Source organism: Dyadobacter sp. CY261 (assembly GCF_021440085.1).
Taxonomy (GTDB): Bacteria; Bacteroidota; Bacteroidia; order Cytophagales; family Spirosomataceae; genus Dyadobacter.
On sequence record NZ_JAKCPW010000006.1, the window covers coordinates 400,978 to 427,303 of the forward strand.

The following is a 26,326-nucleotide window of genomic DNA, read 5'->3' on the forward strand; positions in this document are numbered from 1 at the left end:
TAATCAGTCTTCATACTTTTTGAAAACGACTGATGCATTATGACCTCCGAAACCGAAAGTATTGCTCAAAGCAATATTTACACGACGTTTTTCAGCTTTATTGAAAGTAAGCTTCAACCGCGGATTGATTTCCGGATCGTCGGTAAAATGGTTAATGGTTGGCGGCACGACCTGGTCTCTGATCGCCATAATACAGGCCGCAGCTTCGATGGCTCCTGCTCCTCCCAATAAATGCCCTGTCATCGATTTCGTAGAGCTGATACTTAGATCATATGCATGCTCGCCGAAGAATTTTTCTATGGCCTTGATCTCCTGCGGGTCACCGATCGGGGTGGATGTACCGTGGGTATTAATGTAGTCGATGTCCTCAGGCTTGATACCTGCATTCTCGATCGCATTTTTCATTACCATGTAAGCTCCCAGGCCTTCCGGATGCGGAGCGGTGATGTGATAGGCGTCGGACGACATGCCGGCACCAATCATTTCGGCGTATATTTTGGCTCCCCGTGCTTTTGCATGCTCGAGTTCTTCCAGGATAATAGCCGCCCCGCCTTCTCCAAGCACGAAACCATCGCGGTCTTTATCGTAAGGGCGCGAAGCCGTTTCGGGCGAATCGTTTCTTTCGGACAATGCTTTCAATGCATTGAAACCGCCTACACCGGCAATCGTTACCGCCGCTTCCGAACCGCCGGAGATACACACATTCATCAAACCAAGTTTGATATAGTTGAATGCGTCGATCAATGCGTTGGTTGCCGAAGCGCAAGCAGACACTGTGATAAAATTAGGCCCCCGGAAACCATATCGGATCGAAAGTACACCTGAGGCACTGTCAACGATCATTTTCGGGATAAAGAAAGGGTTGAAGCGGGGTGTCCTGCCGTTCTCGGAGAAGTTCATCACTTCTTCCTCGAAAGTTTTGAGGCCGCCGATTCCGGAGCCCCAAATTACACCGGCTTTGTCGAGATCAAGCGTATCTGCGTCAAAGCCGGCGTCCTTCATCGCTTCATCAGCTGCGATGACGGCGTATTGTGTAAAGGGGTCCATTTTACGGGCTTCTTGCCGAGGGATGTAATTGGTAACGTCCAGGCCTTTTACCTCACACGCAAAGCGGGTACGAAACTTCTCGGCATCGAACCGCGTGATGGGGGCCGCACCGCTTACGCCTGCAACCAGATTTGACCAAAAGGTAGGAACATCATTGCCAACGGGCGTCAATGCGCCCATTCCTGTAATTACAACTCGCTTAAAACTCATAAAATTGGGACAGAAATAGAAGATTGTACTGGTAAAAACCGGATTACTTCACGTTTTCTTCCAGATATGCAACAGCCTGACCAACTGTACCGATGTTCTCTGCCTGATCGTCAGGAATAGAAAGATTGAATTCCTTTTCGAATTCCATAATCAATTCAACGGTGTCTAGAGAGTCTGCTCCCAAGTCGTTCTGGAAGTTTGCTTCCGGTGTAACCTCCGACTCTTCAACGCCGAGTTTTTCGACGATAATTTGCTTAACTCTTTCTGCAATTGCTGACATTTTATAATCACTTTTTGGTTAAAATCGCCACAAAGAAAGATATTTCAGTTCACTTTTTCAAAAATTTTTTAAACACTTCATTTTAATGCACAATCCCCGTTCAAAATAAAAAAAAGCAGGAAATCAGTCATTTATAAGGGTTCTGTTTCAAGAAATCCGCAGAGTGCAAAGAGAACATTAAGGATAGCCGTACATTCGCAAAACATTTATCAATATCTACACCAATACCAGTATGATCTCGATACCGAAGCTGAAAAACACCGATTCTGCATCATTTTTACTGATGGCCGGCCCCTGCGCCATCGAAGGCAGGGATATGGCCCTGAGAATCGCTGAACACATCGTTACAGTAACCGACCGACTTCGTATCCCCTATATTTTCAAAGGTTCTTACCGGAAAGCCAACCGTACCAAAATTGACTCATTTACGGGAATTGGTGATGAAAAAGCGCTGAAAATCTTGCAAGAGGTAAGTCAGACATTCGGCATTCCTACTGTAACCGACATACACGAATCACACGAAGCCGCATTCGCTGCGGAATATGTGGATGTCCTGCAAATCCCCGCATTCCTCTGCCGCCAAACCGAGTTGCTAGCAGCCGCAGCACGTACGGGCAAAGCGGTGAATGTTAAAAAGGGACAGTTCCTTTCCGGCGCATCGATGAAATTCGCAGCCGAAAAAATTAATGAAGTAAACCCCAAAGTCCAGGTTATCCTCACCGACCGCGGCAATAGTTTCGGTTATGGAGATTTGGTTGTCGATTACCGGAACCTTCCCGAAATGGCGGCATTCGGAGTTCCTGTTGTGATGGACTGCACGCACTCGCTGCAACAGCCTAACCAAAGTTCCGGCGTCACAGGCGGCAAACCCAAACTGATCGAGACCATTGCCAAAGCAGCCATTGCCGTGGGGGCCGACGGGCTTTTTATAGAAACGCATTTCAACCCGTCTGAAGCCAAATCCGACGGCGCAAACATGCTCCCGCTCGACCAGCTCGAAGGATTATTGGAAAGACTCGTACGTGTGAGAGAAGCCATTTTATGATCCCAAAATTTACAAAGGCATATCTGATATGCCTTTTTCTTTGCGCATTAATACTTCCTGAGGCATCATTTGCCCAGCAGGATTCCACATTATGGAAAGTCACGGCCGGGGATGTGATCCCGCCCGTAACGCTAGGGCTGGCAGGACTGATCGTGCAGGGAAAGATCAGCCGGCAATTACAGCAACATGTGGTTTCTAAATATCCGAATTATCATACGCGTGTAGACAATTATCTGCCATACGCACCCGGCGTGGTCAGCCTTAGCCTTGCTGCGGCGGGTATCAAAGGAAAGCATAAGCTTGGCGATCAGGTGATTCTCGCATTGCTCTCAAATATTATCGCGCAAGGTGTTACCCAAAGTCTGAAACGCATTATCAGCTATCCGCGGCCCAATGGCGAAGACAACCATTCATTCCCATCGGGACACAGCACGACCGCATTCGCAAACGCCACAATCCTGCATGAGGAATATGGACAGCGCAGCGTATTATATAGTATAGGCGGCTTTGGAACGGCCACCGCGGTAGGAACCATGCGGGTACTGGGCAACCATCACTGGCTCGCAGACGTGCTGATGGGCGCAGGAATAGGCATAGCAGCCACGAAAGTGGTCTACATCAGTTACCCGTGGATGCAGCAGCAGGTACGACGTATCAAAGCGAAACAGCGCAACAAAAAAAACTGAATGCTGCTGACATAGGGTTGTCACTTGGAGATTTGTTTTTTGTGCAAAACATCTGTTAGCCATGCAAACAAAAACCATTCAGCCCATTCATGTCCTGTGTTTCGAGACAAAGACTTCATTTAAGGAATTATTCCAATATGTCCGCGTCGAAGCCCGAAAGCTCTATCAGGATGCCATCCGGAACGACCTTGAAATTACTGGTCCGGTTTACTGGGTTTACAATGGTGCGGATGGTAATGCCGAAACGATTTTTACATTAACGATCGCATTGCCCATCACACCGCCATCGCACACGATCAATTCGCATTACCGGTTAAAACAGCTCGATGTATTCGAATGCGTGACCGAACAACTTTACGGAAACTGGGATGGGCTGATCAATACTTACGGATCGCTTTTCGGTGAAATCATGTCCCGAAAACTAGTTCCGTCGGGACAAAACAGGGAAATTTATCTGAATATGGATTTCGACAACCCCGACCGCAACATTACCGAGGTACAGATCGGAATTCTGAAATAGACTAACTTACAGGACAGGCGTCCTAAAATATCACCGCGATGTCATATTGCACTTACGTCAACAACAATCCTTCTGAACAGGCAGATTTCCTGCTGCACAAACATTACCACGATAATCAATACGGCTTCCCGATTGACGACGATGACGAGCTCTTCGGCCGGCTGTTACTGGAAATTAACCAGGCCGGGCTCAGCTGGACGCTGATGCTGCGCAAGCAAGACAGTTTTCGGGCTGCTTATAATAACTTTTCGATTGAAAAAGTAGCTGCTTACAATGAAAACGACCGCGAAAGGCTGTTAGCCGACGCAGGCATTGTCCGCAACCGACTGAAAGTGAATGCGGCCATTGTAAATGCGCAAAAAATCCTAGAATTGAAAAAAGAGTATGGGTCTTTCAAAGGATGGATCGATGCACATCATCCGTTGACCAAGGAGCAGTGGATTAAGCTGTTTAAAAAAACTTTTAAATTTACAGGCGGCGAAATTGTAAATGAATTTCTGATGAGTACGGGGTATTTGCCGGGTGCGCATGATGCCGATTGTCCGATCTATTCCAGGCTGAAAAAGGTCACGAATGGCTTTTAATATAACTCACTAATTCAGCCGGTTTGTCAGTTTGGAGGCCTTGCACACCTTTATGCAATGCCTCATTCCAGGAAGCCGGCCCTTCGGTAGGGCTCTGAACGTCGAGCCAAACGGAGAGTCCAAGCTCGTGGGCGGCCTTAAGTAGCTCCGGATCAGCAATATTGTCCGCTACCTGAATATGGGTGTGGGCCAGGAATGCAGTCAACTGTTCTTTGTTAGTAATTTCTTTGGGAAGGCTGGTCATCAATGGCATTTCCGGTGCGATTTCTTTCCACTTCTTATATTGCTCTTCCTTATTTAAATAGACCACAATCTGGTGCTCCATACCGGCGGCTTTGATTTGCTTCCAGGTTTCGACTACATCAGCATCTTTGAAATCGAGGTAAATATTGATCTTACCTTTGCAAAGTGCCAGCATTTCTTTGAACTCGGGAATACGATGCGTCTTTTTGTTTCGATTGAAAACCTGCAAACCCTCAATTTCCTGCCAGGTCATATCCGCCACCTTACCTGTCCCATTGGTAGTACGGTCGACTTTGGCGTCGTGCATGGCGACAAGATGGCCGTCTTTGGTTGTCCTTAAATCGACCTCCACATAATCCGCTCCGCAATTGATCGCTTCTCTGGTAGACGCCAATGTATTCTCCGGAGCATTGATGTGGTTGCCGCGGTGGGCGATCACAACGGTTTTATGTTTTGAATGCGGTAATGCAGGGTGCGTCTGGTGTTGCGCAAATACTATTGCAGGAACAACGAGACAGATCAAAAATGAGCAGGCTGCTTTTAGAAACGATTTCATCGGAATTTCAGGTTATCAGCGGGATTACTACTGTTTCAAACGTAAAGACTAAGTACGACTTAGAAAAATGAGTCTACAAGCGAAATTAATTCCAACTCATAGACTCATCTGCTTCTAAACTTTATTGTATTTCAAAGCTCGACAACTTCACAAATTCCTGAACGCGGGCGTTGATCTCCTCCTGAGAAAGATTCACCAGACGCTCCGTACCGAATTTCTCCACACAGAACGAGGCCATCGCAGAGCCGTAAATGATCGCGCGCTTCATATTATCGAATGAAATATCGTCCGTAGCGGCCAGGTAACCAATAAAACCACCAGCAAACGTGTCGCCTGCGCCAGTTGGATCGAACACTTCTTCCAGCGGCAATGCAGGAGCGAAGAAGATGCGGTCCTCCTGGAACAACAACGCGCCGTGCTCGCCTTTTTTGATAATCAGGGTTTTCGGGCCCATCGCCATGATCTTCTTGGCAGCTTTACGCAATGAGTATTCGCCTGAAAGCTGGCGCGCCTCCTCGTCATTGATCGTAAGCAGGTCGACCAGCGCGAGAACGGATTTCAGATCATCGAGTGCGATGTTCATCCAAAGGTTCATTGTATCGAGCATGATCAGCTTGGGGCGAGTCACAAGACGTTCAATGACCAACTTTTGAGTCGCGGGAACGGTGTTGCCAAGCATCAGGAATTCGGTTCCCTGATAGGAATCCGGAATAATGGGATCGAAATGCTCCATTACATTGAGCTCCGTGATCAGCGTGTCGCGAGTGTTCATGTCCTCATGGTACTTACCCGACCAGAAGAATGTTTTACCATTCTGAACAATCTCCAAACCCTTGGTATTCACGCCGTGTTCTTCGAGCAGGTCGATCATTTCTCTTGGAAAATCACCTCCCACAACTGCAACGAGGTTATTTTGTTTCGTGAAATAGGAGGCAGCTAGTGTGATGTAAGTGGCCGCACCGCCGATAATTTTGTCTGTTTTTCCAAATGGGGTTTCGAGCGCGTCGAATGCAACAGATCCTACGGTAAGTAAACTCATAAGTTAGTACTGTGTTGATTTTAAGTTAGTTTCAAACTGGATTTTAAATGCAAAAACGCTGCGAAGATAAACAAAACACATGAATAGCCTCCTGCCACCTGCTCATTCTCACTTATACCTACAAATCAATCTTGGGTTATTTGCTATTTTTGTCTGAATCAAACAATTCTCCACTCATCACATACTATCATGCAAGCAATTTCAGAAGCAAGACGACACATTGACAATGCAAAGGATTTTCTCAGCAACAATGCCAAAAAGCAAGATGGGCTTTATCAGGACAAGAAGTACGTTAAAATCGCAGGGCACACAGCCTATACTGGTATCCTGTTGGTATTGAATGAGCTTTTGGGAGAGAAAAATAAAAAGACGCCGAAAAGTGCCGAGTGGTATCAATATGAATTGAGCCGTGTCGACAAAGGCCTGCTATCCAATTTTACGACTGCTTACCAAATCCTGCATATTGATATGGGTTATCAGGGAAGTAAAAGCGCCGACCTGGCTTTGCTAGGATTGCAGAAAGCAGAAAAAATTATCGATTGGGTCGAAACGCGTCTCGAAAAAACAAACAAGTAATCAAGAAAGTATAACATATAAATGACCGCACAAACTTTCCAGCCACTTAAAATATTCAATACGCTTACCCGTAAAAAGGATGTTTTCGTTCCCATTGCGCCACCCTATGTCGGCATGTATGTGTGCGGGCCGACGGTTTATAACAATGTGCACCTGGGTAATATCCGGACGTTCCTGTCATTCGATATCCTGTTTCGCTACCTGACGCACATCGGGTACAAAGTACGCTATGTCCGTAACATTACGGATGTAGGCCACCTGGTTGGCGATGGCGACGCAGGCGAAGATAAGATTGGAAAGATGGCCAAGCTCCAAAAGCTAGAACCGATGGAGATTGTTCAACGGTATACCAATGACTTTCACGACGTTACTGCCATTTTTAACTTACTTACGCCTAGCATCGAGCCCACGGCCACAGGCCATTTAATAGAACAGATCGAAGCCGTTCAATCGCTGATAGACAAGGATGTAGCTTACGAATCCAATGGCTCGGTTTATTTCGATATCAATAAATATCAAGCCGGTGGCAATGAATATGGCAAGCTGTCGGGCCGTATTATCGAAGACCTTCTGAATGAAACGCGGGATCTCGACGGCCAGGCGGAGAAGCGTAACCCACTTGACTTTGCATTATGGAAAAAGGCCAGCCCAGAGCACATTATGCAATGGGAATCGCCCTGGGGCAGAGGTTTTCCCGGCTGGCACCTCGAATGTACCTGCATGAGTGCCAAGTACTTAGGCAAGCAGTTTGATATTCACGGCGGCGGCATGGACCTAAAATTTCCCCACCACGAATGCGAGATCGCGCAAGGTAAGTCGCTAACCGGTGAGGAGCCTGTTCGTTACTGGATGCACACCAATATGCTGACAGTCAACGGCCAGAAGATGTCGAAATCGCTGGGTAACTCATTCTTACCCGCGGAGCTTTTCTCCGGGAACCACGAGCTACTCGAACAGGCATTCAGCCCCATGACCGTGCGCTTCTTCATGCTCCAAAGCCAGTACCGCAGCACGCTCGACTTCTCAAACGATGCATTGAAATCCGCTCAAAAAGGGTACAAGAAACTCGCGAACGGCATCCGTCTCGCGAAGCTTCTTATCTACACGCACGAAGACGGCGTAAATGCCGACGAAGCGAAAAAGGCCGATATTGAAAAGTCGATCGAAGGCTTTTATCATGCAATGAACGACGATTTGAATACGGCCGTGGCCTTTGCCAACCTGTTTAACATGCTGAAATACATCAACATGCTGAATATGGGGCAATTGAAATCGGCGGCACTGGGCGAGGCGGTATTTACTTCACTGAAAGAGAAATTTGTCGTGTTTTTTGAAGATGTACTGGGCTTGAAGGAAGAACTCGCCGAAGGCCACGCGATCCTGGACGGTATGCTGAAACTTTATCGGGAATTTAAACTTTCTCAGAACTACGAAAAAGTGGACGAAATCCGTTCTTATTTCAAAAATCAGGGCCTGGTGATCCGCGATACCAAGACGAGGATCGACTGGGCTTACGAGGAGTAACTATGAAAAAAGGCCGGTCGTTAATTGCATATTTACTTTGGGCTTTGCTGATAGTGGCGGGCGGGGGCTTCCTCGTAAAGTCTCTTTTTCTGGAAAAAAAGCCTGAGAAAACCATTGCTGCGACCCCGTCGACGGCCAATTTTGTAAAAGAAGGTGAAGTAGGCTTTTGGAGAAAAGGCCGGGAATACAAAAAAATCGACGTCGAGATCGCCGAAAACGAGGCAGAACGCAACAAAGGTCTTATGTTTCGCCCCTTTCTTCCCGACTCCGTTGGCATGCTCTTTATTTTCGAACAACCGGGCGAGCATTCTTTTTGGATGAAGAATACAGCCATTCCGCTGGATATCGTCTATGTGGGCCCGGATAAAAAAATCATTTCCATCGCAGAAAACACCAGACCCTATTCGGAGGAAAGCATTCCACCGTATGGATTAGTGAAGTATGTGGTGGAGTTCAATGCAGGTTTTACAAAAAGTAATAATATTCAATCAGGAGATGCGATATCTTTCTAATAGGTCGTTTTTGAAAAAAATACCCATACTAATTGCACTAATGGTGGGCTTTTATGGCTGCAAAAGCGATAATAGCTCTGAGCAAACAGCTGAACAGGCACCACCAGCGCTCATTAAAAGTGCAGATTTTAATGCCGACAGCGCTTTTCAGTTTGTACAGAAACAGGTCGATTTCGGTGCCCGCGTACCAAATACCGCCCCGCACAAAGCCTGTGGTGATTACCTCGTTGCTACTTTAAAGAAATATGGCTGGCAGGTGGTGGAACAGCCATTTACGGCAACCACTTTCGATGGCAAGAAGCTGAATGCCCGCAATATTATCGGAAGTTTCAATCCTCAGGCTAGTAAGCGCATTCTGCTGGCATCGCATTGGGATTCTCGCCCTTTCTCGGATCAGGATTCTCTGGTAAAAAACAAGCCGGTACTCGCTGCTAACGATGGCGCGAGCGGGGTTGGCGTTTTATTGGAAATCGCGAGAATACTTTCAAAAGAGACCGCTAAACCCGAAATAGGGGTAGATATAATTTTCTTTGATGCGGAAGACTGGGGTTCCTCGGATTCCGAAGATACCGGAATTGAGTACAGCGGCTTCTGCCTTGGCTCGCAACATTGGGCAGCCAACAAGCATAATCCCAATTACACTGCCTACTTCGGCATACTGCTCGACATGGTTGGTGCCAAAGGAGCAACCTTTTTTAAAGAAGGCTACTCTACCCAAATGGCCGACGACGTCGTAAGGCAGGTCTGGACAACCGCAAGCCGTCTTGGTTACAGCAACTATTTTATCGAAGAAGCCGGTGGCGCGATCACGGACGACCACGTGCCCGTCAACAAAGTTGCGCGCATTCCGATGATCGACATTATCCATACCCGCCAACACAATTTGAGCAAAACGTTCTTCGATCAGTGGCATACTGCTCACGATACGATGGAAAACATCGATCCCAAAACGTTGAAGGCCGTAGGACAGACGCTCGTTCAGGTGCTTTATCAGGAGGCAAAGGATCAGCCGTTGTAAACTACATCCGCTTCACCACAATCCACACATCAGAATTCCGTCCCTTGTCGTCGCTGCATGATACTTTGACGCGGCCGAGTGGCGGATTGATGAACACACTTTCCTGCGGCGGGGATTTTTGGAACAACTTGTCATTCACATACCAATACACCTCCTCCACATCATTCGCAGCCTGGCACGCCAGCTGGATTTGCTGCGGCTCGTCTTTGCGGATATAATACTCGCTTCCTTCGTTCGGGCTAACGATCAATGGTGCTCCTTCGTAAAAAACCCTTTCGCATTGCGGATTGTGGGGCGGAATTTTCTGGTAGGGCAATTTCTGTAACTCATAAAAAGCGATCAATTCCGGCGCCAGGTTTGGATAAGATCGTTTTTCAAACCCTTTTTCGGGAAGGCAATAAGTACAGTAAGACATTTTCCCTGCCATGTCCGTAAAAACCCACCGCATGTGCTGGCATTTCCGATAGGCCGAAACCCCGACTATGTAATGGTCCATCACCTGATGATCACAAAAATCCGAAGGGACATCTCCACTGACCGGGCATACATTGCGCTGTGAAATATTCGTCGGCGACTTGTACCAGCCTTTGGGTGAATTATAATCAAGGGCATTGAAGATCGAAAAGAGCAACGGCGTCGCGGTATTGGCACCGCTCAGCTCAGGCACACCTTCGCCCGAAAAATTTCCTACCCAGACCCCCACGGTATATCTCCGGTTATACCCAATGCTCCATGCATCTCTTTTACCATAAGATGTACCGGTTTTCCAGGCAATTCGCGGTAAGTGATATGTATTGTCAAAGTTAGTGGGCAAATCCGGTCGTGTAATTTGGGTTAAAATATTAGTGGTAAGATAGGTTGCCTCTTCCGACAAAATCGGAACTCCTTTTTTATCAGGGACATCTCCGGTGGAAAACCGCAGATTTTGCAGCTCCCCCTCATTTGCAAATGCCGCAAAAAGTCTCGTGAGCTCTTCGAGCGTCACACCACAGCCCCCTAATATCATGGAAAGACCAAGGTCCCGGGCCTGCTTATCCACCGTTTTGAAGCCTGCTTTACGAAGTTTGGCAATCAAAGCAGGTGTCCCAATGTCTTTCAAAACCTTTACTGCCGGAATATTCAGGGAATTGGCCAATGCGAATTCCGTAGTGACCGCTCCATTGAAATGCCGGTCAAAATTCTCGGGTTCATAACCGCTAAAATTGCCCGGCACGTCGTTGATCACCGTTTTTGGGGTAATGATGCCCGCATCGAATGCCGTAGCATAAAGCAGAGGCTTTAAAGTACTACCAGGCGAGCGCACCGCTTTCACGCCATCCACCTGCCCCCCATCAAAAGGATTGTTGAAATCAGCCGAACCCACATAAGCCTCCACCGCCATCGTCTCATTATTTACAACTACCACGGCCGCATTATGAATGTTCATTAACCGCCGCCGGTTAATGTAATTCCTGACCTGTTCTTCAATCTGGCTTTGCGATTGCAGATTAAGATAAGTTCTGATAACAGGCTCATCGGCGTACTGCTGTTTGAGCCGGATCGAAAGATGCGGGGCAAGCCGGGGCGTTTGCAGGCGACGAATATTTAATGGTTCGTCCAATGCGTCGCGGATTACATTGCCGTCAAAGAGACCATCTTCCTGGAATCGCTTCAACCAAATATTCCGCGCTTCCCGTAATGCGTCGTTGCGCGTACCCGGCCTCAGGCCCGACGGGCGGTTGGGCACGATTGTCAATGCGGTGATTTCCGCGAGGCTCAGCAATTGCGGCGCTTTGCCGAAATATAGTAATGAAGCTGCCTTAATGCCCTCTATATTGCCGCCATAAGGAACGAGATTAACATAAAATTGCAGGATTTCCGCTTTGGAATAATGCATTTCAAGCTGGAAGGCATGCCACATTTCTACCACCTTGTTCAGGTACGTACGCGGCCGCGGGTCCATGAGCCGTACAACTTGCATCGTAATCGTAGAAGCGCCCGAAGTTCTTTTTCCTGAAAACACATTCCGCGCTGCCGCACGAATGACGGCAAACGGATTCACACCGGGATGGTAATAGAAATATTGGTCTTCTTTATAAATGAGCGTTTTCCGAAGCAACGGAGTGATCTCATCCACATTCGAATAGAGCCGCCATTTGTCTTCCTTACTCAAAAAAGCATGGATCACGCGCCCTTTCTGATCGGTGATTTGCGTCGCATACCGGATTTCCGGACGAAATGGAAAGGCAAGGTCGAGCATCCAAAAAAGGAGTATGAAACAGGTGAATGCCAACAAACCTTTTTTGACCTTGCTATTTTTCATGTGAGGATGATCTGAACCGCAAATATATAGATAGGCAACGCAGTCACAGGACTTTGCCATGTCCCGTTCAATAAAATTGCCCGGCTGTTTGTCCTGCTCGGTAATTTTCCCTATTTACTTGCTTTACTACAAATAAAATCAATCATAATACCATATGTCCAAATACATTGCCGCCATTGACCAGGGAACTACCAGCACACGCTGCATACTTTTCAACCGCCAGGGAAACATTGTTTCAGTAGGACAAAAGGAGCACGAACAGATTTACCCGCATCCTGGCTGGGTGGAGCATAATCCTACCGAAATCTGGAAAAACACCCTGGAAGTGATCGCTTTGGCGCGCATTCATATATCAGCACACGCATCAGACATTGCAGCTGTGGGCATTACCAACCAGCGTGAAACGACGGTCGTCTGGAACAAGCGGACCGGCAAACCCTACTATAATGCATTGGTTTGGCAAGACACCCGCACCACGGATCTGGTTGCCAAATACGAGAGAGAAGGCGGTCTCAACCAGTTCCGCGACATTACCGGCCTGCCTGTTTCGACCTATTTCAGTGGTTTGAAACTCAAATGGCTCCTCGACAATGTAGAAGGCATTCGCGAAGACGCCGAAAAAGGCGAAGCCGTTTTTGGAAATATCGACACTTTCCTGATCTGGCATCTCACCGGAGGAACACATGGCGGCATTCACGTAACCGACGTCACCAATGCCAGTCGCACACAGCTCATGAACCTCCGCACGTTGCAATGGGACAAATCGATGCTCGCTGCCTACAACATTCCCGAAATCATGCTGCCGGCCATTAAAAGCAGCAGCGAAATTTACGGATATGCCACCCATGAGGTACTTCCCGGCGTTCCGGTAGCGGGCGACCTTGGCGACCAGCACGCGGCATTGGTCGGTCAAACCTGTTTTGAGCCTGGAATGGCCAAGAACACTTATGGAACTGGCTGCTTCCTCGTAATGAACACAGGTGCCGAGTTGAAAACCTCCGAAAATGGCCTGCTAACAACGATATCCTACAAATTCGGCGACCAGCCGGTGCAATATGCCCTGGAAGGAAGTGTAGCGGTTACCGGCGCGCTCGTGCAATGGCTGCGCGACAACCTCGGACTCATACAGAACAGCGGCGACATTGAAACGCTTGCACAAACCGTCGAAGACAATGGGGGGGCCTATATTGTGCCTGCATTCTCTGGCCTGTACGCACCTTACTGGCGCAACGACGCCCGCGGCGTGATTGCGGGCCTTACCCGGTACGTGAACAAGGGGCACATCGCACGCGCTGTACTTGAAGCAACTGCTTACCAGACGGTTGATGTGGTAAAAGCAATGGAGCAGGATTCCGGAATCAAACTAGCCAGTCTGCGTGTGGACGGCGGGATGGTGCATAATCAGCTACTCATGCAGTTTCAATCCGATATTCTCGATACCCAGGTCGTGTCGCCGGCCGTTGCCGAAACCACCGCCCTAGGTGCAGCATACGCAGCTGGACTTGCCGTAGGCTACTGGAAAAGCACCGAAGATTTGAAGAAAAACTGGGCCATCGCCCACACCTGGAACCCCGATATGCGGTCGGAAAAGCGGGATGCGTACTACAAAGGCTGGAAGAAAGCGGTTACTAAGTCTTATGATTGGATTGACTGACGTCAGATGTTCTCTTTTGTTGTCATTCTTAATCAAGGGTTGTCAGAAATGGTCTTTTATTGTCCAAATGTATTCAGCAGAGGTTTTCAATTTCTCCTCTCCTGGCTACATCCAACAATTCCTGACAACACCTGACCCTTTTTATAATCTGTATAAACAAGCACGTTTCTTGCGCTATCTGGCCATTCGGATTAACTTCGCAGCGCCAAATCAATCAGAGTAGCCCATGCATACCCTCCATCTCAAAAAGCCTCTTGCTTTTTTTGATCTTGAGACAACAGGAGTCAATATTGTCCGCGACCGCATTGTAGAAATTTCCGTCGTTAAGGCATTGGTGAACGGCGAAACGGAAATCCGCACGCGAAGAATCAATCCTGAAATGCCTATTCCGCTGGAAAGCAGCCTTATACACGGCATCTATGACGAGGATATCAAGGATGCTCCAACCTTCAAAACCATTGCTAAAAACCTTTCTTCGTTTCTGGAAGGCTGCGACCTGGCGGGATTTAACAGTAACCGTTTCGATATTCCGATGCTCGTGGAAGAATTTCTGCGTGTAGGGGTCGAATTTGATGTAAAGAACCGTCGGATGGTGGATGTGCAACGCATTTACCACATGATGGAGCCGCGTAACCTGGGCGCTGCCTACAAGTATTATTGCGGAAAGACGCTCGACAATGCGCACAGTGCCGAGGCCGATACCATCGCTACCTTTGAAGTTTTGCAGGGTCAAATTGCACGCTATGAAGGTGTTACAATCACTGATAGCCACGGTAACACAACCGAACCTGTCAGAAATGATGTTGCGGCGTTGCATGAGCTAACTGCTTCTAAAATCGTGGATTTTGCAGGTAGGATGGTTTTTAACGACAAAGGCGAGGAAGTATTCAATTTTGGTAAGCACAACGGCAAGCGGGTCGCCGACATACTGAAAAACGAACCGTCATTTTTCGACTGGATGATGAAGGGCGAGTTCCCGCTCGACACCAAACGCAAATTAACGGAGATTAAATTAAGGGCCTTAACCCAACGTTGACATAATCGCACCTCAGGTTTGAGTAAGTAGTATTTATGTCTATTTTTGCCTGAAATCTATTTTTGACTATTTTAACCGGATATCCAACAAGGAAAACCTGCTATGATCCCAAACCCCACGATGCCAGAGGTTAACATACCAGCGGTTATTCAACATATCCCACTTCAAAGCTATCTAATTCTTGCAACCCTGCTATTTGTGATCGGCATCATTGGTGTGCTTACACGCAGGAACGCCATCATCATTTTTATGTCAGTAGAATTGATGCTTAATGCCGCAAACCTGCTGCTGATCGCATTCTCTTCTTACCGGTCCGATCCTTCCGCACAAGTCTTCGTGTTCTTCATTATGGCTGTTGCCGCTGCCGAAGTAGCCGTCGGGCTTGCCATTATCGTAATGATTTACCGCAACACCAGAAATACAGACATTGGTTTCCTCAATAAGCTGAAATGGTAAAGCAACGGCATTTACCAGCACGTAACCGGTAAACAATCCAGAGATTAAAGATTAAAATAGACATGTCTGCATCATTACTCATCCTGATTCCGCTGTTGCCGCTTGTCGGCTTTCTGATCAACGGACTCGGGTTTCCCAATATTCCCAAAGGCGCAGTCGGTATCATCGGAACATTGGCGGTAGTGGCCAGCTTTGTGCTCTCGGTCATGACGTTCAATGCATTCGTCGCTTCCGGAAGTCAGCCGTTCATTGTACCGCTTTTTGACTGGATCTCGGTCGGCGATTTGAAAATCCCTTTCTCTTTTCAGATCGACCAGCTATCGTTATTAATGCTGATGATTATCACCGGCGTCGGCTCGCTGATCCACATTTATTCAATCGGCTACATGCATCACGATTCGGGTTTTGGTAAATTTTTCGCTTACCTGAACCTGTTTTTGTTTTTCATGCTCCTGCTGGTGTTGGGTTCCAACTATGTGATCATGTTTATTGGCTGGGAAGGTGTAGGGCTTTGCTCTTATCTGCTGATCGGTTTTTGGAATAAAAACACGAATTACAACAACGCGGCCCGCAAAGCATTCATTATGAACCGCGTAGGTGACCTTGGGTTCCTGCTCGGTATCTTTACGATCATCGCGACATTCGGTTCGGTTGAATATTCGGAAGTTTTCAGCAAAGCTGCGGCCGGTTTTCAGGTAGGTGATCCGGTGATCATTACCATTACATTGTTCCTGTTTATAGGTGCAATGGGTAAATCGGCTCAAATTCCGCTGTATACCTGGCTCCCCGACGCGATGGCCGGCCCTACGCCTGTATCCGCGCTCATCCACGCCGCGACGATGGTTACCGCAGGTATTTACATGGTGATCCGCTCCAACGTGCTGTACTCGCTAGCCCCTTCTACGCTCGAAATTGTCGGCATTATCGGCGGTGCTACCGCGCTGTTCGCCGCTTCGATCGGTCTTTTGCAAAACGATATCAAGAAAGTCCTGGCTTACTCGACCGTCAGCCAGCTGGGTTATATGTTTATGGGCCTTGGCGCGATGGCTTACTCGGCTTCCATGTTCCATGTGATCACCCACGCTTTCTTTAAGGCATTGCTCTTCCTGGGCGCTGGCAGCGTGATCCACGCCATGTCCGACGAGCAGGATATCCGCTCTATGGGCGGCCTTCGCAAGAAACTGCCCGTTACATTCCTGACATTCCTCATCGCAACGATCGCCATTTCAGGTATCCCGCCATTTGCCGGTTTCTTTTCCAAAGACGAGATTCTCGCGCATGTTTTTGAACACAACAAAGCCCTGTGGATAATCGGTGTGTTAGGTTCTGTAATGACATCGTTCTACATGTTCCGACTACTGTTCCTGACATTCTTTGGAACATTCCGCGGCACGCACGAGCAGGAGCATCACTTGCATGAGTCACCGGCGTCGATGACCATGCCGTTGATCATCCTTGCCATACTTTCTGCTGTCGGCGGATTTATCGGTGTTCCGGAGGCATTGCACGGCTCACACCATCTGGCTGAGTTTATGAGCCCGCTTTACGACCTGGCTCGTACCGCAAATCCCGCCGCATTTGAACACACATCTCTGTCGCATTCCGAAGAATATGTGCTGATGGCCATTTCAGTAGCCGCGGCGTTGATCTCTGCCATCGTACCTTACGTAATGTATGTGCAAAAAGGCGCTGTGCCGGCAGCGGATAGCGAAGAAAAATCCAGCCTGCAACGCCTGATTTATAACAAATACTATGTGGACGAGCTTTACGACGCGGTGTTTGTAAAATCAACGAAAACCTTGTCCAACATTCTGTACAGCTTCGGCGAAATCGCCATTGACATGATCATCGGTGCGGTAGTACGGCTTGTGAACATAGTGGCAGGATTACTGAGAAAAACACAAACCGGCTCTACCGGCGAATACGTATTCGCGATGGTAATCGGCATTGTGGTCATATTATTCTGGAAGCTGTTACTCTGATCCGATCACCCACCAATCCGTTCATTATTAGTTTCGGACCGTCGACTTGAAAATATGCTTACTCTTCTTTTAATACTTTTACCGATAGCGGCTGGCATTATCACCCTATTGTCCGGCGAACGCCTTGCGAAGCAAATCGCGTTGGTAGGTGGCCTGGCTTCATTGGGTGTCGCCATCTTTACCTGGCTGCAATTCGACCCCGCCGCGGGTTCCCAATTCGGATTCAAATATGCCTGGCTGGCTTCGGGAGGCATTTCATTTGCCGCTGGGATCGACGGAATCAGCCTACTGCTGGTTTTACTGACGACTTTCCTTACGCCATTGATCATCCTTTCGGCATTTAAAAATGAGTACAAAAACCCAGCGGCATTCTATTCGCTGATCCTTTTTATGGAGGCGGCGCTGATCGGCGTTTTTACTGCTACTGATGCGTTCCTGTTCTATCTTTTCTTCGAAGCTGCGCTGATCCCGGTTTACTTTCTTTCGGCTATCTGGGGAGGGGAAGATAGGATCAAGGTTACTTTCAAGTTCTTCATCTACACCATTTTCGGAAGCTTGTTCATGTTTGTGGCCCTGGTTTACCTATATTACCAGACACCAGGCGCGCATACTTCTGAAATCTCTGCATTTTATCAATTGCAGCTAGGCGCAAAGGCGCAAGGTTTCTTGTTTTGGGCATTCTTCATCGCATTTGCGATCAAAATGCCGCTGTTCCCATTCCATACCTGGCAGCCAGACACTTACACCCAATCGCCTACGCCAGCGACGATGCTCTTATCCGGCATAATGTTGAAAATGGGCGTTTATGGGCTCATCCGCCTGCTGTTGCCGATCGTGCCTTTGGGCATGGCTCAATGGGGCTTTCTGGCGATGATCCTTGCTGTAATCGGCATTATCTACGGCTCGATCATCGCGATCCAACAGAGCGACATGAAAACGCTGATCGCCTACTCTTCTTTCGCACACGTGGGGTTGATGGCGGCAGGTGTATTCTCTTCTTCACTGAATGGCCTGCAAGGTGCTTTGATTCAAATGCTTGCACACGGTATCAATGTAATTGGCCTTTTCTTCATCGTCGACATCATTTATTCAAGAACCAAAACACGCTACCTCGATCAACTCGGGGGAATCACCCAAAGCACACCGCATTTGAGCGTTTACTTTATGATATTATTGCTGGGTAGCGTCGCACTGCCGCTTACCAACGGTTTCGTGGGCGAATTCCTGCTATTATCAAGCGTATTCCAATACAAAGCCTGGCTGGGCGCTGTTGCCGGTCTGACGATCATCCTGGGTTCGGTTTATATGCTCCGTCTATTCCAGAAATCCATGTTTGGCCCCAAATCCAAATGGGTGGAAGGCTTCCAGGACCTTACCGCCAGCGAGCGGGCCGTTTTGCTGCCGCTGGTGATCATGGTATTCTGGATCGGTATTTACCCCAGCACATTCCTGAAAATCACAGAACCTGCTGTAAACCAATTGTTGCAACTGGTCAATAACTAAGTTAAGAATATGTATCCCATAATATTGTTGTCGGTTTTTGGAGTAGTAACGCTTTTTCTGGGCTTTTCGAAATCCAAAAACATCCTCTTGCCAGCTACCCTGCTTTTCCTGATCCTCGCGTTGGGCAGCAACTTCATCGAATGGGGAAAAGGGCCGTTCATATATTTCTATGATATGCTCCGGGTAGATAACCTGACGCTCGCCTTCAACGGGATCATCTTGCTGTCGGCATTCATGATCTTCGCGATTTCGGGTGGTTTTCAGGATAATGCAGATGCCGAACCGGCCGAATATTATGGATTAATGCTATTCTCTCTCGTTGGGGCCATTATGATGATCGGCTTTGATCACCTGATCATGCTGTTTATAGGTGTCGAAATCCTCTCGGTGGCCATGTATGTGCTTACCGGAAGCAATAAACGCAACCTGCGCTCCAACGAAGCAGCATTGAAATACCTTTTGATGGGTGCATTTGCGACTGGGTTCATGCTGTTTGGTATGACATTGCTTTACGGCGCGACAGGCTCATTCAAACTGGAAGCCATCCAGGGATTCGCATCTAATATGCCAGCAGCGTCACAATCCTACATTTTCTATGCAGGCTTGCTGCTGCTGCTCATTGGTATGCTCTTTAAAGTATCGGCCGCTCCGTTCCACTTCTGGACGCCCGACGTTTACGAAGGCGCTCCAACCATTTTCACGACCTTTATGTCGACGATCGTGAAGACCGCCGGATTTGCCGCACTGTTCCGCTTGCTGAACAATACCCTCGCGATCTATGGCTTCTGGTGGATCGTCATCGCGGCGATCGCGGTGCTTACCATGCTGGTGGGAAATATAGGCGCAACCAGCCAGGGAAGTTTTAAGAGAATGCTAGCTTACTCGGGTATTTCACATGCAGGCTACCTGCTCATCGCGGTGACCGCACTTACGAAACCAAGCCAAAACGCCATCGTCTTCTACTCACTCGCCTATTCCCTTTCGACTATCTCGGCATTTGGTGTGCTGATGCTCGTTGCGAAAGAAAAGTCCATCGAAGGTCAGCCCAATGAACGTTATGAAGCGTTCAATGGCCTTGCTAAACAAAATCCGCTGCTGGCCTTTGTTCTGGCAGTTTCGATGCTGTCTCTGGCTGGCATACCGCTGACTGCCGGTTTCTGGGGTAAATTTTTCATCTTCACCAGCGCGGCAGAACGCGGCATTATCTGGATCGCTGTATTTGCAGTCCTGATGTCAACAGTAGGTATCTACTACTACTTCCGCGTGATCATCTCATCTTATTTCAGGGAAGGAGATACGGTGAAAATACGCGTCGCGCCATTCTATCAGATTATCCTGGTACTGGCTACGTTCCTGACGATCCTGTTCGGTCTGGCACCGGGCATTTTCGAGAAACTGATTTAAAAATTTGTAATTAATACCTTAGGAAAAGAGCTGTACACTTTACGGCTCTTTTTTTGTGACCAAATTTGCAAACGTGCGTATCAAGGATATCTGTTATTCTAAAACGATGTTCTGATGCAAACAAAACAACACACCTATCCCTCCTGTCCTTTCAAACCTGAGGAGCTACTTGGCCGGGATCCCATTACCTTGAATTCTGAAAATACATTCAGGACAATCACCGGGCATACTGTACTGATCACCGGCGCCGCTGGCACAATTGGTCGTGAGCTCGCTCTCCAGATATGCGCATGCAGGCCTGCAAAAGTCATCCTGCTCGATCAGTCGGAAACCGCCTTGCACGATCTTGACCTCTTTCTCAGACAAAAATTTCCTCAAACCGACCTGCACTGCTGCATGGGAAATATCACCGATGCGTTACGCATGTCAGAGCTCTTTTCAAGTATGCGCATTCAAATCGTATTTCATGCCGCTGCATACAAACATGTGCCTTTCATGGAGCTGCATCCTTATGAGGCTATTAAAACCAACATACTGGGTACAGAAATTATCGCCGATCTCGCTGTATCCTACCGGGTTGAAAAGTTTGTATACATTTCTACCGATAAGGCCATCAGACCGGCCAGCGTAATGGGCGCTACCAAACGCTTCGCCGAGATTTATCTCCAATACCTGAGCAGCGAATATCCCGACCCGACCCGGTTCGTTATTACCCGGTTCGGCAATGTATTAGGCTCCAATGGCTCGTTTCTGATCCGCTTTGCCCGTCAAATCCAGGAAGGCGGGCCCGTCACTGTCACACATCCCGAAGCGGAACGGTATATGATGACGGCCACGGAAGCCTGTCAATTGGTACTTGAAGCCGCGGCGAGCAGTAAAGGCGGAGAGATCTTTTCGTTTGACATGGGCCAACCTGTGCGCATCGTCGACATTGCGCGAAGGTTGATCCTGCTATCGGGACTGAAGCCAGACACGGAAGTTGAAATACAATTTACCGGCCTTCGGCAAGGTGAGAAATTGACTGAAGAACCGGCCATCGACCCCGCTGCTTCTAAGGAACAGTCCGGCAAGCTAAAGAGCATTCCCTTTGCGCCCCGAACCGGAGGCTGCCTTCTGCAAAGGATGTCCGAGCTGCAAAAAGCCCTCGATTCGGGCCAGCCCGAGCGGATGGTGGCCGTACTTAAAGCCGCAATCCCGGAATACATCAGTGCTAATTCACCTTTTACCAAACTTGACAAAGCCCCGTCGGAGCAAACAACATAATCACTTATCGGGAAGAAAACCGGTCGTCCGCATCCAAAGAAGGCAACGCCCAAACCACTCGTCGAACGTGGGTACCTTACCGTAGCCATGTTCGCCCTTGGCATAAATGTGCATATCAGTCGCAATACCTTTTGCATTCAATGCTTCGTAAAAACGAAGACTATTAGAAACCGGCACAACAGTATCGTCGCCTGCGTGCGTGAGATATGCGGGTGGTGTGGTGGTGGACACCTGCAATTCATTGGAGAAATATTTTACACGTTCCATCGCCGGGGCTGCCCCAAGCAGGTTCGCAGCTGAACCCTTATGCCCGATCCGGTCGAGAAAACTGATGACCGGGTAAACCAGTATCATAAAATCGGGACGAAGGCTTGTCTTCTGAGGATTATCCACAAAGCTGCTATCATAATGCGTGCCCGCCGTAGAAGCCAGATGCCCTCCCGCCGAAAAACCCATGATACCGATCTTGCCCGGATCGACACCCCATTCCTTTGCTTTCTCCCGCACAGTTTTAATCGCTTGCTGAGCGTCTTGCAACGGACCTACTGACTTGTCTTTCATAATAAGATCGCTGGGCAGCCGGTATTTCAGTACGAATGCGGCAATGCCCTGCTTATTGAGTGCTTTCGCTACCTGATACCCCTCCCGGTCGATCACCAGCACACCATAACCGCCTCCGGGGCATACGATCACAGCGGCACCATTTCCACTGCCTGCGGGAGGCAGGAAGGCAGTCAGGGTAGGTTTAGACACATTCCGGACGATGTTGTCCTTGTTCGTTTCCTCGTTATCTGCTTCCACAGCATTCGGAACATCGCCTGGATAAAGCGGCATTTCTGTCTGGGCACGGAGCGGCAGGTACGTCAGCTGTACAATACAAAGCGCAGCCAACAAGCTGGATATCTTAATCATGTCTGTCAAATAGAAGGATTCAAGGTGGGATTTAATTTTTTTCTAATACCTTTCAAATATAAATTCCGGTTAAATTTCAGTTACACAAACTATGGATTGGTTTCTGAAACCCGATTACCAGGAGAAGCCGCTGAGGTTGTAACCGGCGGGCAACTGAGTAAGGCTCCGCACGGCAAAATTTACCCGTGGGAGCTACATCAGGCCAACGGCGGACAAGCGTTGAACAGAATTGCACCTTTCTGCGTTAATTGACTAATTCTTTTAATATTAATATAATATTTACAAGAAAATCGAAGCCCGTTTATTACTTTGCCTCATTGAACAATCAAAAAAATAACTAGTTTTGTAGAGTATCCTAATCATGCACTAGTTTCTTTGATAAGTTATAAATGGTCTAAAATCCACAAAAAGAATGAAATATTCAGTACATGCAGAAGACAGGTTTCAGTTTATCGACGAGGGAAAGGGCGAGACATTACTGCTTTTGCATGGCCTTTTCGGCGCATTGAGTAATTGGGACGGCATTATTGAACATTTTTCGAGCCGCTATCGGGTCATTATTCCGCTGCTTCCCATCTACGAATTACCTCCCCGCGAGGCGGGCCTGGAAGCTTTGCTGACATTTCTGGAAGATTTCGTGTCTTTTAAAAATCTTACTAACGTAACCGTAATCGGTAATTCGTTAGGCGGCCACATTGGTTTGCTTTATATCCTGAAAAACCAGGAGAATGTTCAGAAACTAGTACTGACAGGCAGCTCGGGTTTATTCGAGAATTCGATGGGTGGCTCATTCCCAAAGCGCGGAAGCTATGATTATATTAAAGAGCGCGTGGCTTATACATTCTATGATCCGGAAGTTGCCACGAAAGATTTGATCGACGAAGTTTTCGAAACTACATCCAGTATACCCAAATGTATGAGCATTGTTGGCATTGCCAAATCGGCTCAACGCCACAATCTTGCCAAGGACCTTCACCAGATCACGGTTCCAACTTTGCTGGTCTGGGGCCTCAACGACACGATTACACCTCCGCATGTAGGCTACGAGTTCAACCGCCTCATAGCGAATTCGGAATTGTATTTTATAGATAAATGCTGTCATGCACCCATGATGGAGCATCCCCACGAGTTCAATGTGATACTGGAAAGCTTCCTGGAAAAACATGTATCCGTGCCAATGGCTTGATATCCCCGGGAATTCGGGGGAAATTTCTTTTGTTACGATAGTTGATCTATATATTGTTTTTTTATAGCTTAGGAAAAATGACGTTCTGACACCATGCTCGCAGCCAATTTGATAAATCCAATGATTCCCGTGCTGAAACTGACCGATTCGGTGGGTACGGCTTTGGATTGGATGGATGAATTTGCTGTAAAGCAACTGATCGTTGCCGATTCCGGCGTTTACCAGGGGATCGTTGCCGAGGACATTCTCTTCGATATTACCGACATTTCCGAGCATCTTTCCAAAGTAATCATTCAGCATAAGGACATCTTCGCGACCGAGGACCAGCATCCCTATGAGCTGCTCCGGCTCGTGAACCAGTTTGGGTTGACGACCATCCCGGTCCTGCATGAGGATCGTTCATTTGCCGGCAGCATTCTGGTGAATGACCTCATCGAGCGGTTCGTCAACGAACTCGGCGTACAGGAAAAAGGAGCGGTAATCGTGCTCCGGATCGAGGAAAGGAACTATTCCCTTTCCGAAATCTGCCGTCTGATCGAATCCAACGGCGTGAAGATTTTGAGCAGCTACTTCTCATCCGGAGAAGTTTACAATCCAACCAATGAAGCCCGGTTGACATTAAAATTGAATCGGACCCACATTACTCCCATCATCGCGACGTTGGAGCGCTTCGGCTACGAAATCGAAGAAGCACACGCCAACGATCCCATCGAGACCCTCGATCAGGAACGGCTCGATATGCTTTTACGCTATCTTGCCACCTAGCATCCAATGGTCCGTAAATGTGCCTGCGGCTTTTGAATCGGCATGTTTGTCGCGTATCTTTCGGATGAAACCACAAGTTTTATTCTTTCTTCATGAAAATCGCCATCCACGGACGCAACTTTAATCAGTCCGCCAGACCTTTCATTGAAAATATGTTCGACGAACTGGCGCGACGAAAGATTGAAGTCCAGCTTTCGCAGTCTTTCCGGACATTTCTGGACCAAAACGGCATTTCGCATCACTCTGAGCTCGTTTATGAAACGCCCGAAGAACTTTTTGACGCACGCCTGATTGTAAGTATGGGCGGCGACGGAACACTGCTTGAAACCATCTCGCACGTCGGAAAGCGACAAACACCCGCTATCGGCATTAATGTCGGTCGGCTTGGCTTTTTGGCCACAGTTTCGCCCGAGCGGATTACCGATATGATCGCCGCACTTGAAAACAGCCAGTTCCGCATCGATGAGCGGACATTGGTGGAAGTAGAATCCAATATAGATCTTTTTGATGGCCAGAACTTCGGTTTAAATGATTTCACGATCACCAAAACCGATACTTCATCAATGATTACTGTTCATACTTACCTGAACGACGAATTCCTGAACTCCTACTGGGCCGATGGGCTTATCATCTCGACGCCGACTGGCTCGACGGGATATTCACTAAGTTGCGGCGGTCCGGTACTCGTGCCCCATTCGCAGAATTTCATTGTTACGCCCATCAGTCCGCACAACCTGAACGTACGTCCGCTGGTCGTAGAAGACACCTCTGTGATCCGCCTTGAAGTAAAAAGCCGGAGCAGTAATTTCCTTGTCTCGCTTGATGCCCGCTCGCGCATTGTAGACGAAAACACGCAATTGCTCGTACGTAAGGCCGGTTTTATTGCCCGGCTGATTAAGATGAAAGATGATAGTTTTTTGAATACATTAAGAAGCAAATTATCGTGGGGATTAGATATGAGAAACTGATCCCCGAAGATTTCACTCCTGACACCTATGCGCCTGACCTACCATACTTTTGACCTCCAACTGAAACACACCTTTACCATTGCGCACGACTCCCGCGACGTGCAGCAAACGCTGATCGTCGAACTGAACGACGGTTCGCATTCCGGCTTTGGAGAGGCCACTTCCAATCCGTATTATGGAATTACCATCGACAATATGATCGGAGCACTTGAAACGGTGAAGAAAGTTGTCGAACAAGGTGATTATCGTTCAGCAGAGGAGCTATGGAAGCTTGCACACCCATTTCTCGAAAGCAACTCTTTCGCACAATGTGCATTGGATGAGGCGGCGCAGGATCTTTTTGCTAAAAAGAAAGGCCAGAAACTGTACGAAAGCTGGGGACTATCTCCCGACCATATCCCGATGACCAATTTCACAATCGGGATCGACACAGTCGAAAAAATGGTGGCTAAAATGAAAGAGCTTCCCTGGCCGATCTATAAGATCAAACTCGGCACGGATGAAGACCTTCGCATCGTACAGGAACTTCGGAGAAATACCGACGCGGTATTCCGGGTGGACGCCAACTGTGGCTGGACCGCTGAGAAAACGATTGAATTGGCCCCGCAACTGGCAGCTCTGGGCGTAGAGTTTATCGAACAACCGTTACCTGCGGCTGACATTGAGGGCATGAAAAAAGTATTTGCTGCCAGCGCATTGCCCGTCATCGCCGATGAAAGCTGCATTATTGAAGAAGACGTTGAAAAGTGCCATGGCTTGTTTCACGGGATCAATATCAAACTGACTAAATGCGGCGGCCCCACGGCCGCGCTACGGATGATTGACAAAGCGAAGGCGCTTGGCATGAAAACAATGGTAGGCTGCATGACCGAGACGAGCGTAGGCATTTCCGCTATCGCACATTTACTTCCGCTACTCGATTATGTCGACATGGATGGCTCCTTGCTGATCCGTAACGATCCCGCTACCGGTGTTACATTTGACTACGGCCGGGTGATCTATTCCCAGGAGAACGGCACGGGCGCCGCGCTGAAACCCGAATATTCATAGACGCT

Annotated in this window: 25 protein-coding genes; 19 read left to right on the forward strand and 6 right to left on the reverse strand. The window is 48.1% G+C overall.

The window, feature by feature from the left end; all coding sequences use genetic code 11:
• Window positions 1–3: 3 nt before the first annotated feature.
• Together fabF and LZD49_RS19055 are read right to left on the reverse strand one after the other, a co-directional pair.
• Window positions 4–1,257, reverse strand: a complete 1,254-nt coding sequence (gene fabF, locus LZD49_RS19050; RefSeq protein ID WP_234669162.1) for a beta-ketoacyl-ACP synthase II — start codon at window positions 1,255–1,257, stop codon at window positions 4–6.
• Between the two features lie 43 nt (window positions 1,258–1,300).
• Window positions 1,301–1,537 (reverse strand): acyl carrier protein, encoded by a 237-nt coding sequence (locus LZD49_RS19055; RefSeq protein WP_015813362.1) that lies wholly within the window; start codon window positions 1,535–1,537, stop codon window positions 1,301–1,303.
• Window positions 1,538–1,769: 232 nt separating this feature from the next.
• Between LZD49_RS19055 and kdsA the strand changes: the two genes are divergently transcribed.
• The 4 genes from kdsA to LZD49_RS19075 all read left to right on the forward strand — a co-directional run bounded on the left by kdsA (window position 1,770) and on the right by LZD49_RS19075 (window position 4,372).
• On the forward strand, window positions 1,770–2,582 hold the full coding sequence (kdsA, locus tag LZD49_RS19060; protein WP_234669163.1) for a 3-deoxy-8-phosphooctulonate synthase: 813 nt from the start codon (window positions 1,770–1,772) through the stop codon (window positions 2,580–2,582).
• A complete protein-coding gene (locus LZD49_RS19065) occupies window positions 2,579–3,268 on the forward strand; it encodes a phosphatase PAP2 family protein (RefSeq protein ID WP_234669164.1) in 690 nt (229 codons plus the stop codon). The genes kdsA and LZD49_RS19065 overlap by 4 nt, the downstream gene beginning before the upstream one ends.
• A 61-nt stretch (window positions 3,269–3,329) precedes the next feature.
• Window positions 3,330–3,788, forward strand: coding sequence for a GyrI-like domain-containing protein (locus LZD49_RS19070; RefSeq protein ID WP_234669165.1), 459 nt, complete (start codon window positions 3,330–3,332; stop codon window positions 3,786–3,788).
• A 38-nt stretch (window positions 3,789–3,826) separates the two neighbouring features.
• On the forward strand, window positions 3,827–4,372 hold the full coding sequence (locus LZD49_RS19075; RefSeq protein ID WP_234669166.1) for a DNA-3-methyladenine glycosylase I: 546 nt from the start codon (window positions 3,827–3,829) through the stop codon (window positions 4,370–4,372).
• On the opposite strand, the gene LZD49_RS19080 is transcribed toward LZD49_RS19075, so the two are convergent.
• Together LZD49_RS19080 and LZD49_RS19085 are read right to left on the reverse strand one after the other, a co-directional pair.
• A complete protein-coding gene (locus tag LZD49_RS19080; RefSeq protein ID WP_234669167.1) occupies window positions 4,356–5,171 on the reverse strand; it encodes a glycerophosphodiester phosphodiesterase family protein in 816 nt (271 codons plus the stop codon). The two genes, LZD49_RS19075 and LZD49_RS19080, sit on opposite strands and share 17 nt — an antisense overlap.
• 121 nt (window positions 5,172–5,292) lie before the next feature.
• Window positions 5,293–6,210 (reverse strand): PfkB family carbohydrate kinase, encoded by a 918-nt coding sequence (locus tag LZD49_RS19085; RefSeq protein ID WP_234669168.1) that lies wholly within the window; start codon window positions 6,208–6,210, stop codon window positions 5,293–5,295.
• A gap of 189 nt (window positions 6,211–6,399) precedes the next feature.
• On the opposite strand from LZD49_RS19085, the gene LZD49_RS19090 reads away from it, so the two are divergent.
• From LZD49_RS19090 to LZD49_RS19105, 4 genes are read left to right on the forward strand one after another with little or no spacing between them, the layout of a single operon-like run.
• Complete coding sequence (locus LZD49_RS19090) at window positions 6,400–6,786, forward strand: DUF5618 family protein (protein WP_234669169.1); 387 nt, start codon at window positions 6,400–6,402, stop codon at window positions 6,784–6,786.
• 21 nt (window positions 6,787–6,807) lie between these two features.
• The gene (gene cysS / locus LZD49_RS19095; protein WP_234669170.1) at window positions 6,808–8,310 is read left to right on the forward strand and encodes a cysteine--tRNA ligase; all 1,503 of its coding nucleotides are present in this window, start codon (window positions 6,808–6,810) and stop codon (window positions 8,308–8,310) included.
• A 2-nt stretch (window positions 8,311–8,312) separates the two neighbouring features.
• Window positions 8,313–8,822: a DUF192 domain-containing protein gene (locus tag LZD49_RS19100; RefSeq protein WP_234669171.1), complete on the forward strand. Its 510-nt coding sequence runs from the start codon at window positions 8,313–8,315 to the stop codon at window positions 8,820–8,822.
• A complete protein-coding gene (locus tag LZD49_RS19105) occupies window positions 8,806–9,840 on the forward strand; it encodes a M28 family peptidase (protein WP_234669172.1) in 1,035 nt (344 codons plus the stop codon). The genes LZD49_RS19100 and LZD49_RS19105 overlap by 17 nt, the downstream gene beginning before the upstream one ends.
• Before the next feature lies 1 nt (window position 9,841).
• Here the strand turns inward: LZD49_RS19105 and pbpC are convergent, their stop codons facing one another.
• Window positions 9,842–12,142 carry a penicillin-binding protein 1C gene (gene pbpC, locus LZD49_RS19110; RefSeq protein ID WP_234669173.1) on the reverse strand — a complete coding sequence of 767 codons (2,301 nt, stop codon included), beginning with the start codon at window positions 12,140–12,142 and terminating at the stop codon, window positions 9,842–9,844.
• A gap of 154 nt (window positions 12,143–12,296) precedes the next feature.
• Between pbpC and glpK the strand changes: the two genes are divergently transcribed.
• The 7 genes from glpK (at window position 12,297) to LZD49_RS19145 (ending at window position 21,440) form a co-directional block, all read left to right on the forward strand.
• Window positions 12,297–13,796 (forward strand): glycerol kinase GlpK, encoded by a 1,500-nt coding sequence (glpK, locus tag LZD49_RS19115; protein ID WP_234669174.1) that lies wholly within the window; start codon window positions 12,297–12,299, stop codon window positions 13,794–13,796.
• Between the two features lie 226 nt (window positions 13,797–14,022).
• Window positions 14,023–14,832 (forward strand): 3'-5' exonuclease, encoded by an 810-nt coding sequence (locus LZD49_RS19120; RefSeq protein ID WP_234669175.1) that lies wholly within the window; start codon window positions 14,023–14,025, stop codon window positions 14,830–14,832.
• Window positions 14,833–14,952: 120 nt separating this feature from the next.
• The gene (gene nuoK, locus LZD49_RS19125) at window positions 14,953–15,288 is read left to right on the forward strand and encodes an NADH-quinone oxidoreductase subunit NuoK (RefSeq protein ID WP_234669264.1); all 336 of its coding nucleotides are present in this window, start codon (window positions 14,953–14,955) and stop codon (window positions 15,286–15,288) included.
• Between the two features lie 62 nt (window positions 15,289–15,350).
• Window positions 15,351–17,270: an NADH-quinone oxidoreductase subunit L gene (nuoL, locus tag LZD49_RS19130; protein WP_234669176.1), complete on the forward strand. Its 1,920-nt coding sequence runs from the start codon at window positions 15,351–15,353 to the stop codon at window positions 17,268–17,270.
• 54 nt (window positions 17,271–17,324) lie between these two features.
• Complete coding sequence (locus LZD49_RS19135; RefSeq protein ID WP_234669177.1) at window positions 17,325–18,773, forward strand: NuoM family protein; 1,449 nt, start codon at window positions 17,325–17,327, stop codon at window positions 18,771–18,773.
• A 9-nt stretch (window positions 18,774–18,782) separates the two neighbouring features.
• On the forward strand, window positions 18,783–20,177 hold the full coding sequence (locus LZD49_RS19140; RefSeq protein WP_234669178.1) for an NADH-quinone oxidoreductase subunit N: 1,395 nt from the start codon (window positions 18,783–18,785) through the stop codon (window positions 20,175–20,177).
• Window positions 20,178–20,291: 114 nt separating this feature from the next.
• Complete coding sequence (locus LZD49_RS19145) at window positions 20,292–21,440, forward strand: polysaccharide biosynthesis protein (protein ID WP_234669179.1); 1,149 nt, start codon at window positions 20,292–20,294, stop codon at window positions 21,438–21,440.
• Here LZD49_RS19145 and LZD49_RS19150 read toward each other — a convergent pair whose 3' ends face one another.
• Window positions 21,441–22,352, reverse strand: a complete 912-nt coding sequence (locus LZD49_RS19150) for an alpha/beta hydrolase (RefSeq protein WP_234669180.1) — start codon at window positions 22,350–22,352, stop codon at window positions 21,441–21,443.
• 412 nt (window positions 22,353–22,764) lie between these two features.
• On the opposite strand from LZD49_RS19150, the gene LZD49_RS19155 reads away from it, so the two are divergent.
• The 4 genes from LZD49_RS19155 to LZD49_RS19170 all read left to right on the forward strand — a co-directional run bounded on the left by LZD49_RS19155 (window position 22,765) and on the right by LZD49_RS19170 (window position 26,321).
• A complete protein-coding gene (locus LZD49_RS19155) occupies window positions 22,765–23,538 on the forward strand; it encodes an alpha/beta fold hydrolase (protein ID WP_234669181.1) in 774 nt (257 codons plus the stop codon).
• Window positions 23,539–23,631: 93 nt separating this feature from the next.
• Window positions 23,632–24,303: a CBS domain-containing protein gene (locus tag LZD49_RS19160; RefSeq protein WP_234669182.1), complete on the forward strand. Its 672-nt coding sequence runs from the start codon at window positions 23,632–23,634 to the stop codon at window positions 24,301–24,303.
• Window positions 24,304–24,395: 92 nt separating this feature from the next.
• The gene (locus LZD49_RS19165) at window positions 24,396–25,271 is read left to right on the forward strand and encodes an NAD kinase (protein WP_234669183.1); all 876 of its coding nucleotides are present in this window, start codon (window positions 24,396–24,398) and stop codon (window positions 25,269–25,271) included.
• A 27-nt stretch (window positions 25,272–25,298) separates the two neighbouring features.
• Window positions 25,299–26,321, forward strand: coding sequence for a dipeptide epimerase (locus LZD49_RS19170; protein WP_234669184.1), 1,023 nt, complete (start codon window positions 25,299–25,301; stop codon window positions 26,319–26,321).
• Window positions 26,322–26,326: the final 5 nt, after the last annotated feature.

Excerpts from the sequence above, each read along its gene's own strand:
- LZD49_RS19080 (WP_234669167.1), bottom strand. The coding sequence starts at position 5,171 with ATGAAATCGTTTCTAAAAGCAGCCTGCTCATTTTTGATCTGTCTCGTT.
- LZD49_RS19075 (WP_234669166.1), top strand. The coding sequence starts at position 3,827 with ATGTCATATTGCACTTACGTCAACAACAATCCTTCTGAACAGGCAGAT.
- nuoL (WP_234669176.1), top strand. The coding sequence starts at position 15,351 with ATGTCTGCATCATTACTCATCCTGATTCCGCTGTTGCCGCTTGTCGGC.
- LZD49_RS19160 (WP_234669182.1), top strand. The coding sequence starts at position 23,632 with ATGCTCGCAGCCAATTTGATAAATCCAATGATTCCCGTGCTGAAACTG.
- LZD49_RS19065 (WP_234669164.1), top strand. The coding sequence starts at position 2,579 with ATGATCCCAAAATTTACAAAGGCATATCTGATATGCCTTTTTCTTTGC.
- LZD49_RS19120 (WP_234669175.1), top strand. The coding sequence starts at position 14,023 with ATGCATACCCTCCATCTCAAAAAGCCTCTTGCTTTTTTTGATCTTGAG.
- LZD49_RS19155 (WP_234669181.1), top strand. The coding sequence starts at position 22,765 with ATGAAATATTCAGTACATGCAGAAGACAGGTTTCAGTTTATCGACGAG.
- LZD49_RS19070 (WP_234669165.1), top strand. The coding sequence starts at position 3,330 with ATGCAAACAAAAACCATTCAGCCCATTCATGTCCTGTGTTTCGAGACA.
- LZD49_RS19105 (WP_234669172.1), top strand. The coding sequence starts at position 8,806 with ATGCGATATCTTTCTAATAGGTCGTTTTTGAAAAAAATACCCATACTA.
- glpK (WP_234669174.1), top strand. The coding sequence starts at position 12,297 with ATGTCCAAATACATTGCCGCCATTGACCAGGGAACTACCAGCACACGC.
- LZD49_RS19150 (WP_234669180.1), bottom strand. The coding sequence starts at position 22,352 with ATGATTAAGATATCCAGCTTGTTGGCTGCGCTTTGTATTGTACAGCTG.
- LZD49_RS19140 (WP_234669178.1), top strand. The coding sequence starts at position 18,783 with ATGTATCCCATAATATTGTTGTCGGTTTTTGGAGTAGTAACGCTTTTT.
- LZD49_RS19135 (WP_234669177.1), top strand. The coding sequence starts at position 17,325 with ATGCTTACTCTTCTTTTAATACTTTTACCGATAGCGGCTGGCATTATC.
- LZD49_RS19090 (WP_234669169.1), top strand. The coding sequence starts at position 6,400 with ATGCAAGCAATTTCAGAAGCAAGACGACACATTGACAATGCAAAGGAT.
- LZD49_RS19100 (WP_234669171.1), top strand. The coding sequence starts at position 8,313 with ATGAAAAAAGGCCGGTCGTTAATTGCATATTTACTTTGGGCTTTGCTG.
- LZD49_RS19170 (WP_234669184.1), top strand. The coding sequence starts at position 25,299 with ATGCGCCTGACCTACCATACTTTTGACCTCCAACTGAAACACACCTTT.
- LZD49_RS19055 (WP_015813362.1), bottom strand. The coding sequence starts at position 1,537 with ATGTCAGCAATTGCAGAAAGAGTTAAGCAAATTATCGTCGAAAAACTC.
- LZD49_RS19165 (WP_234669183.1), top strand. The coding sequence starts at position 24,396 with ATGAAAATCGCCATCCACGGACGCAACTTTAATCAGTCCGCCAGACCT.
- LZD49_RS19085 (WP_234669168.1), bottom strand. The coding sequence starts at position 6,210 with ATGAGTTTACTTACCGTAGGATCTGTTGCATTCGACGCGCTCGAAACC.
- LZD49_RS19145 (WP_234669179.1), top strand. The coding sequence starts at position 20,292 with ATGCAAACAAAACAACACACCTATCCCTCCTGTCCTTTCAAACCTGAG.
- cysS (WP_234669170.1), top strand. The coding sequence starts at position 6,808 with ATGACCGCACAAACTTTCCAGCCACTTAAAATATTCAATACGCTTACC.
- kdsA (WP_234669163.1), top strand. The coding sequence starts at position 1,770 with ATGATCTCGATACCGAAGCTGAAAAACACCGATTCTGCATCATTTTTA.
- nuoK (WP_234669264.1), top strand. The coding sequence starts at position 14,953 with ATGCCAGAGGTTAACATACCAGCGGTTATTCAACATATCCCACTTCAA.
- fabF (WP_234669162.1), bottom strand. The coding sequence starts at position 1,257 with ATGAGTTTTAAGCGAGTTGTAATTACAGGAATGGGCGCATTGACGCCC.
- pbpC (WP_234669173.1), bottom strand. The coding sequence starts at position 12,142 with ATGAAAAATAGCAAGGTCAAAAAAGGTTTGTTGGCATTCACCTGTTTC.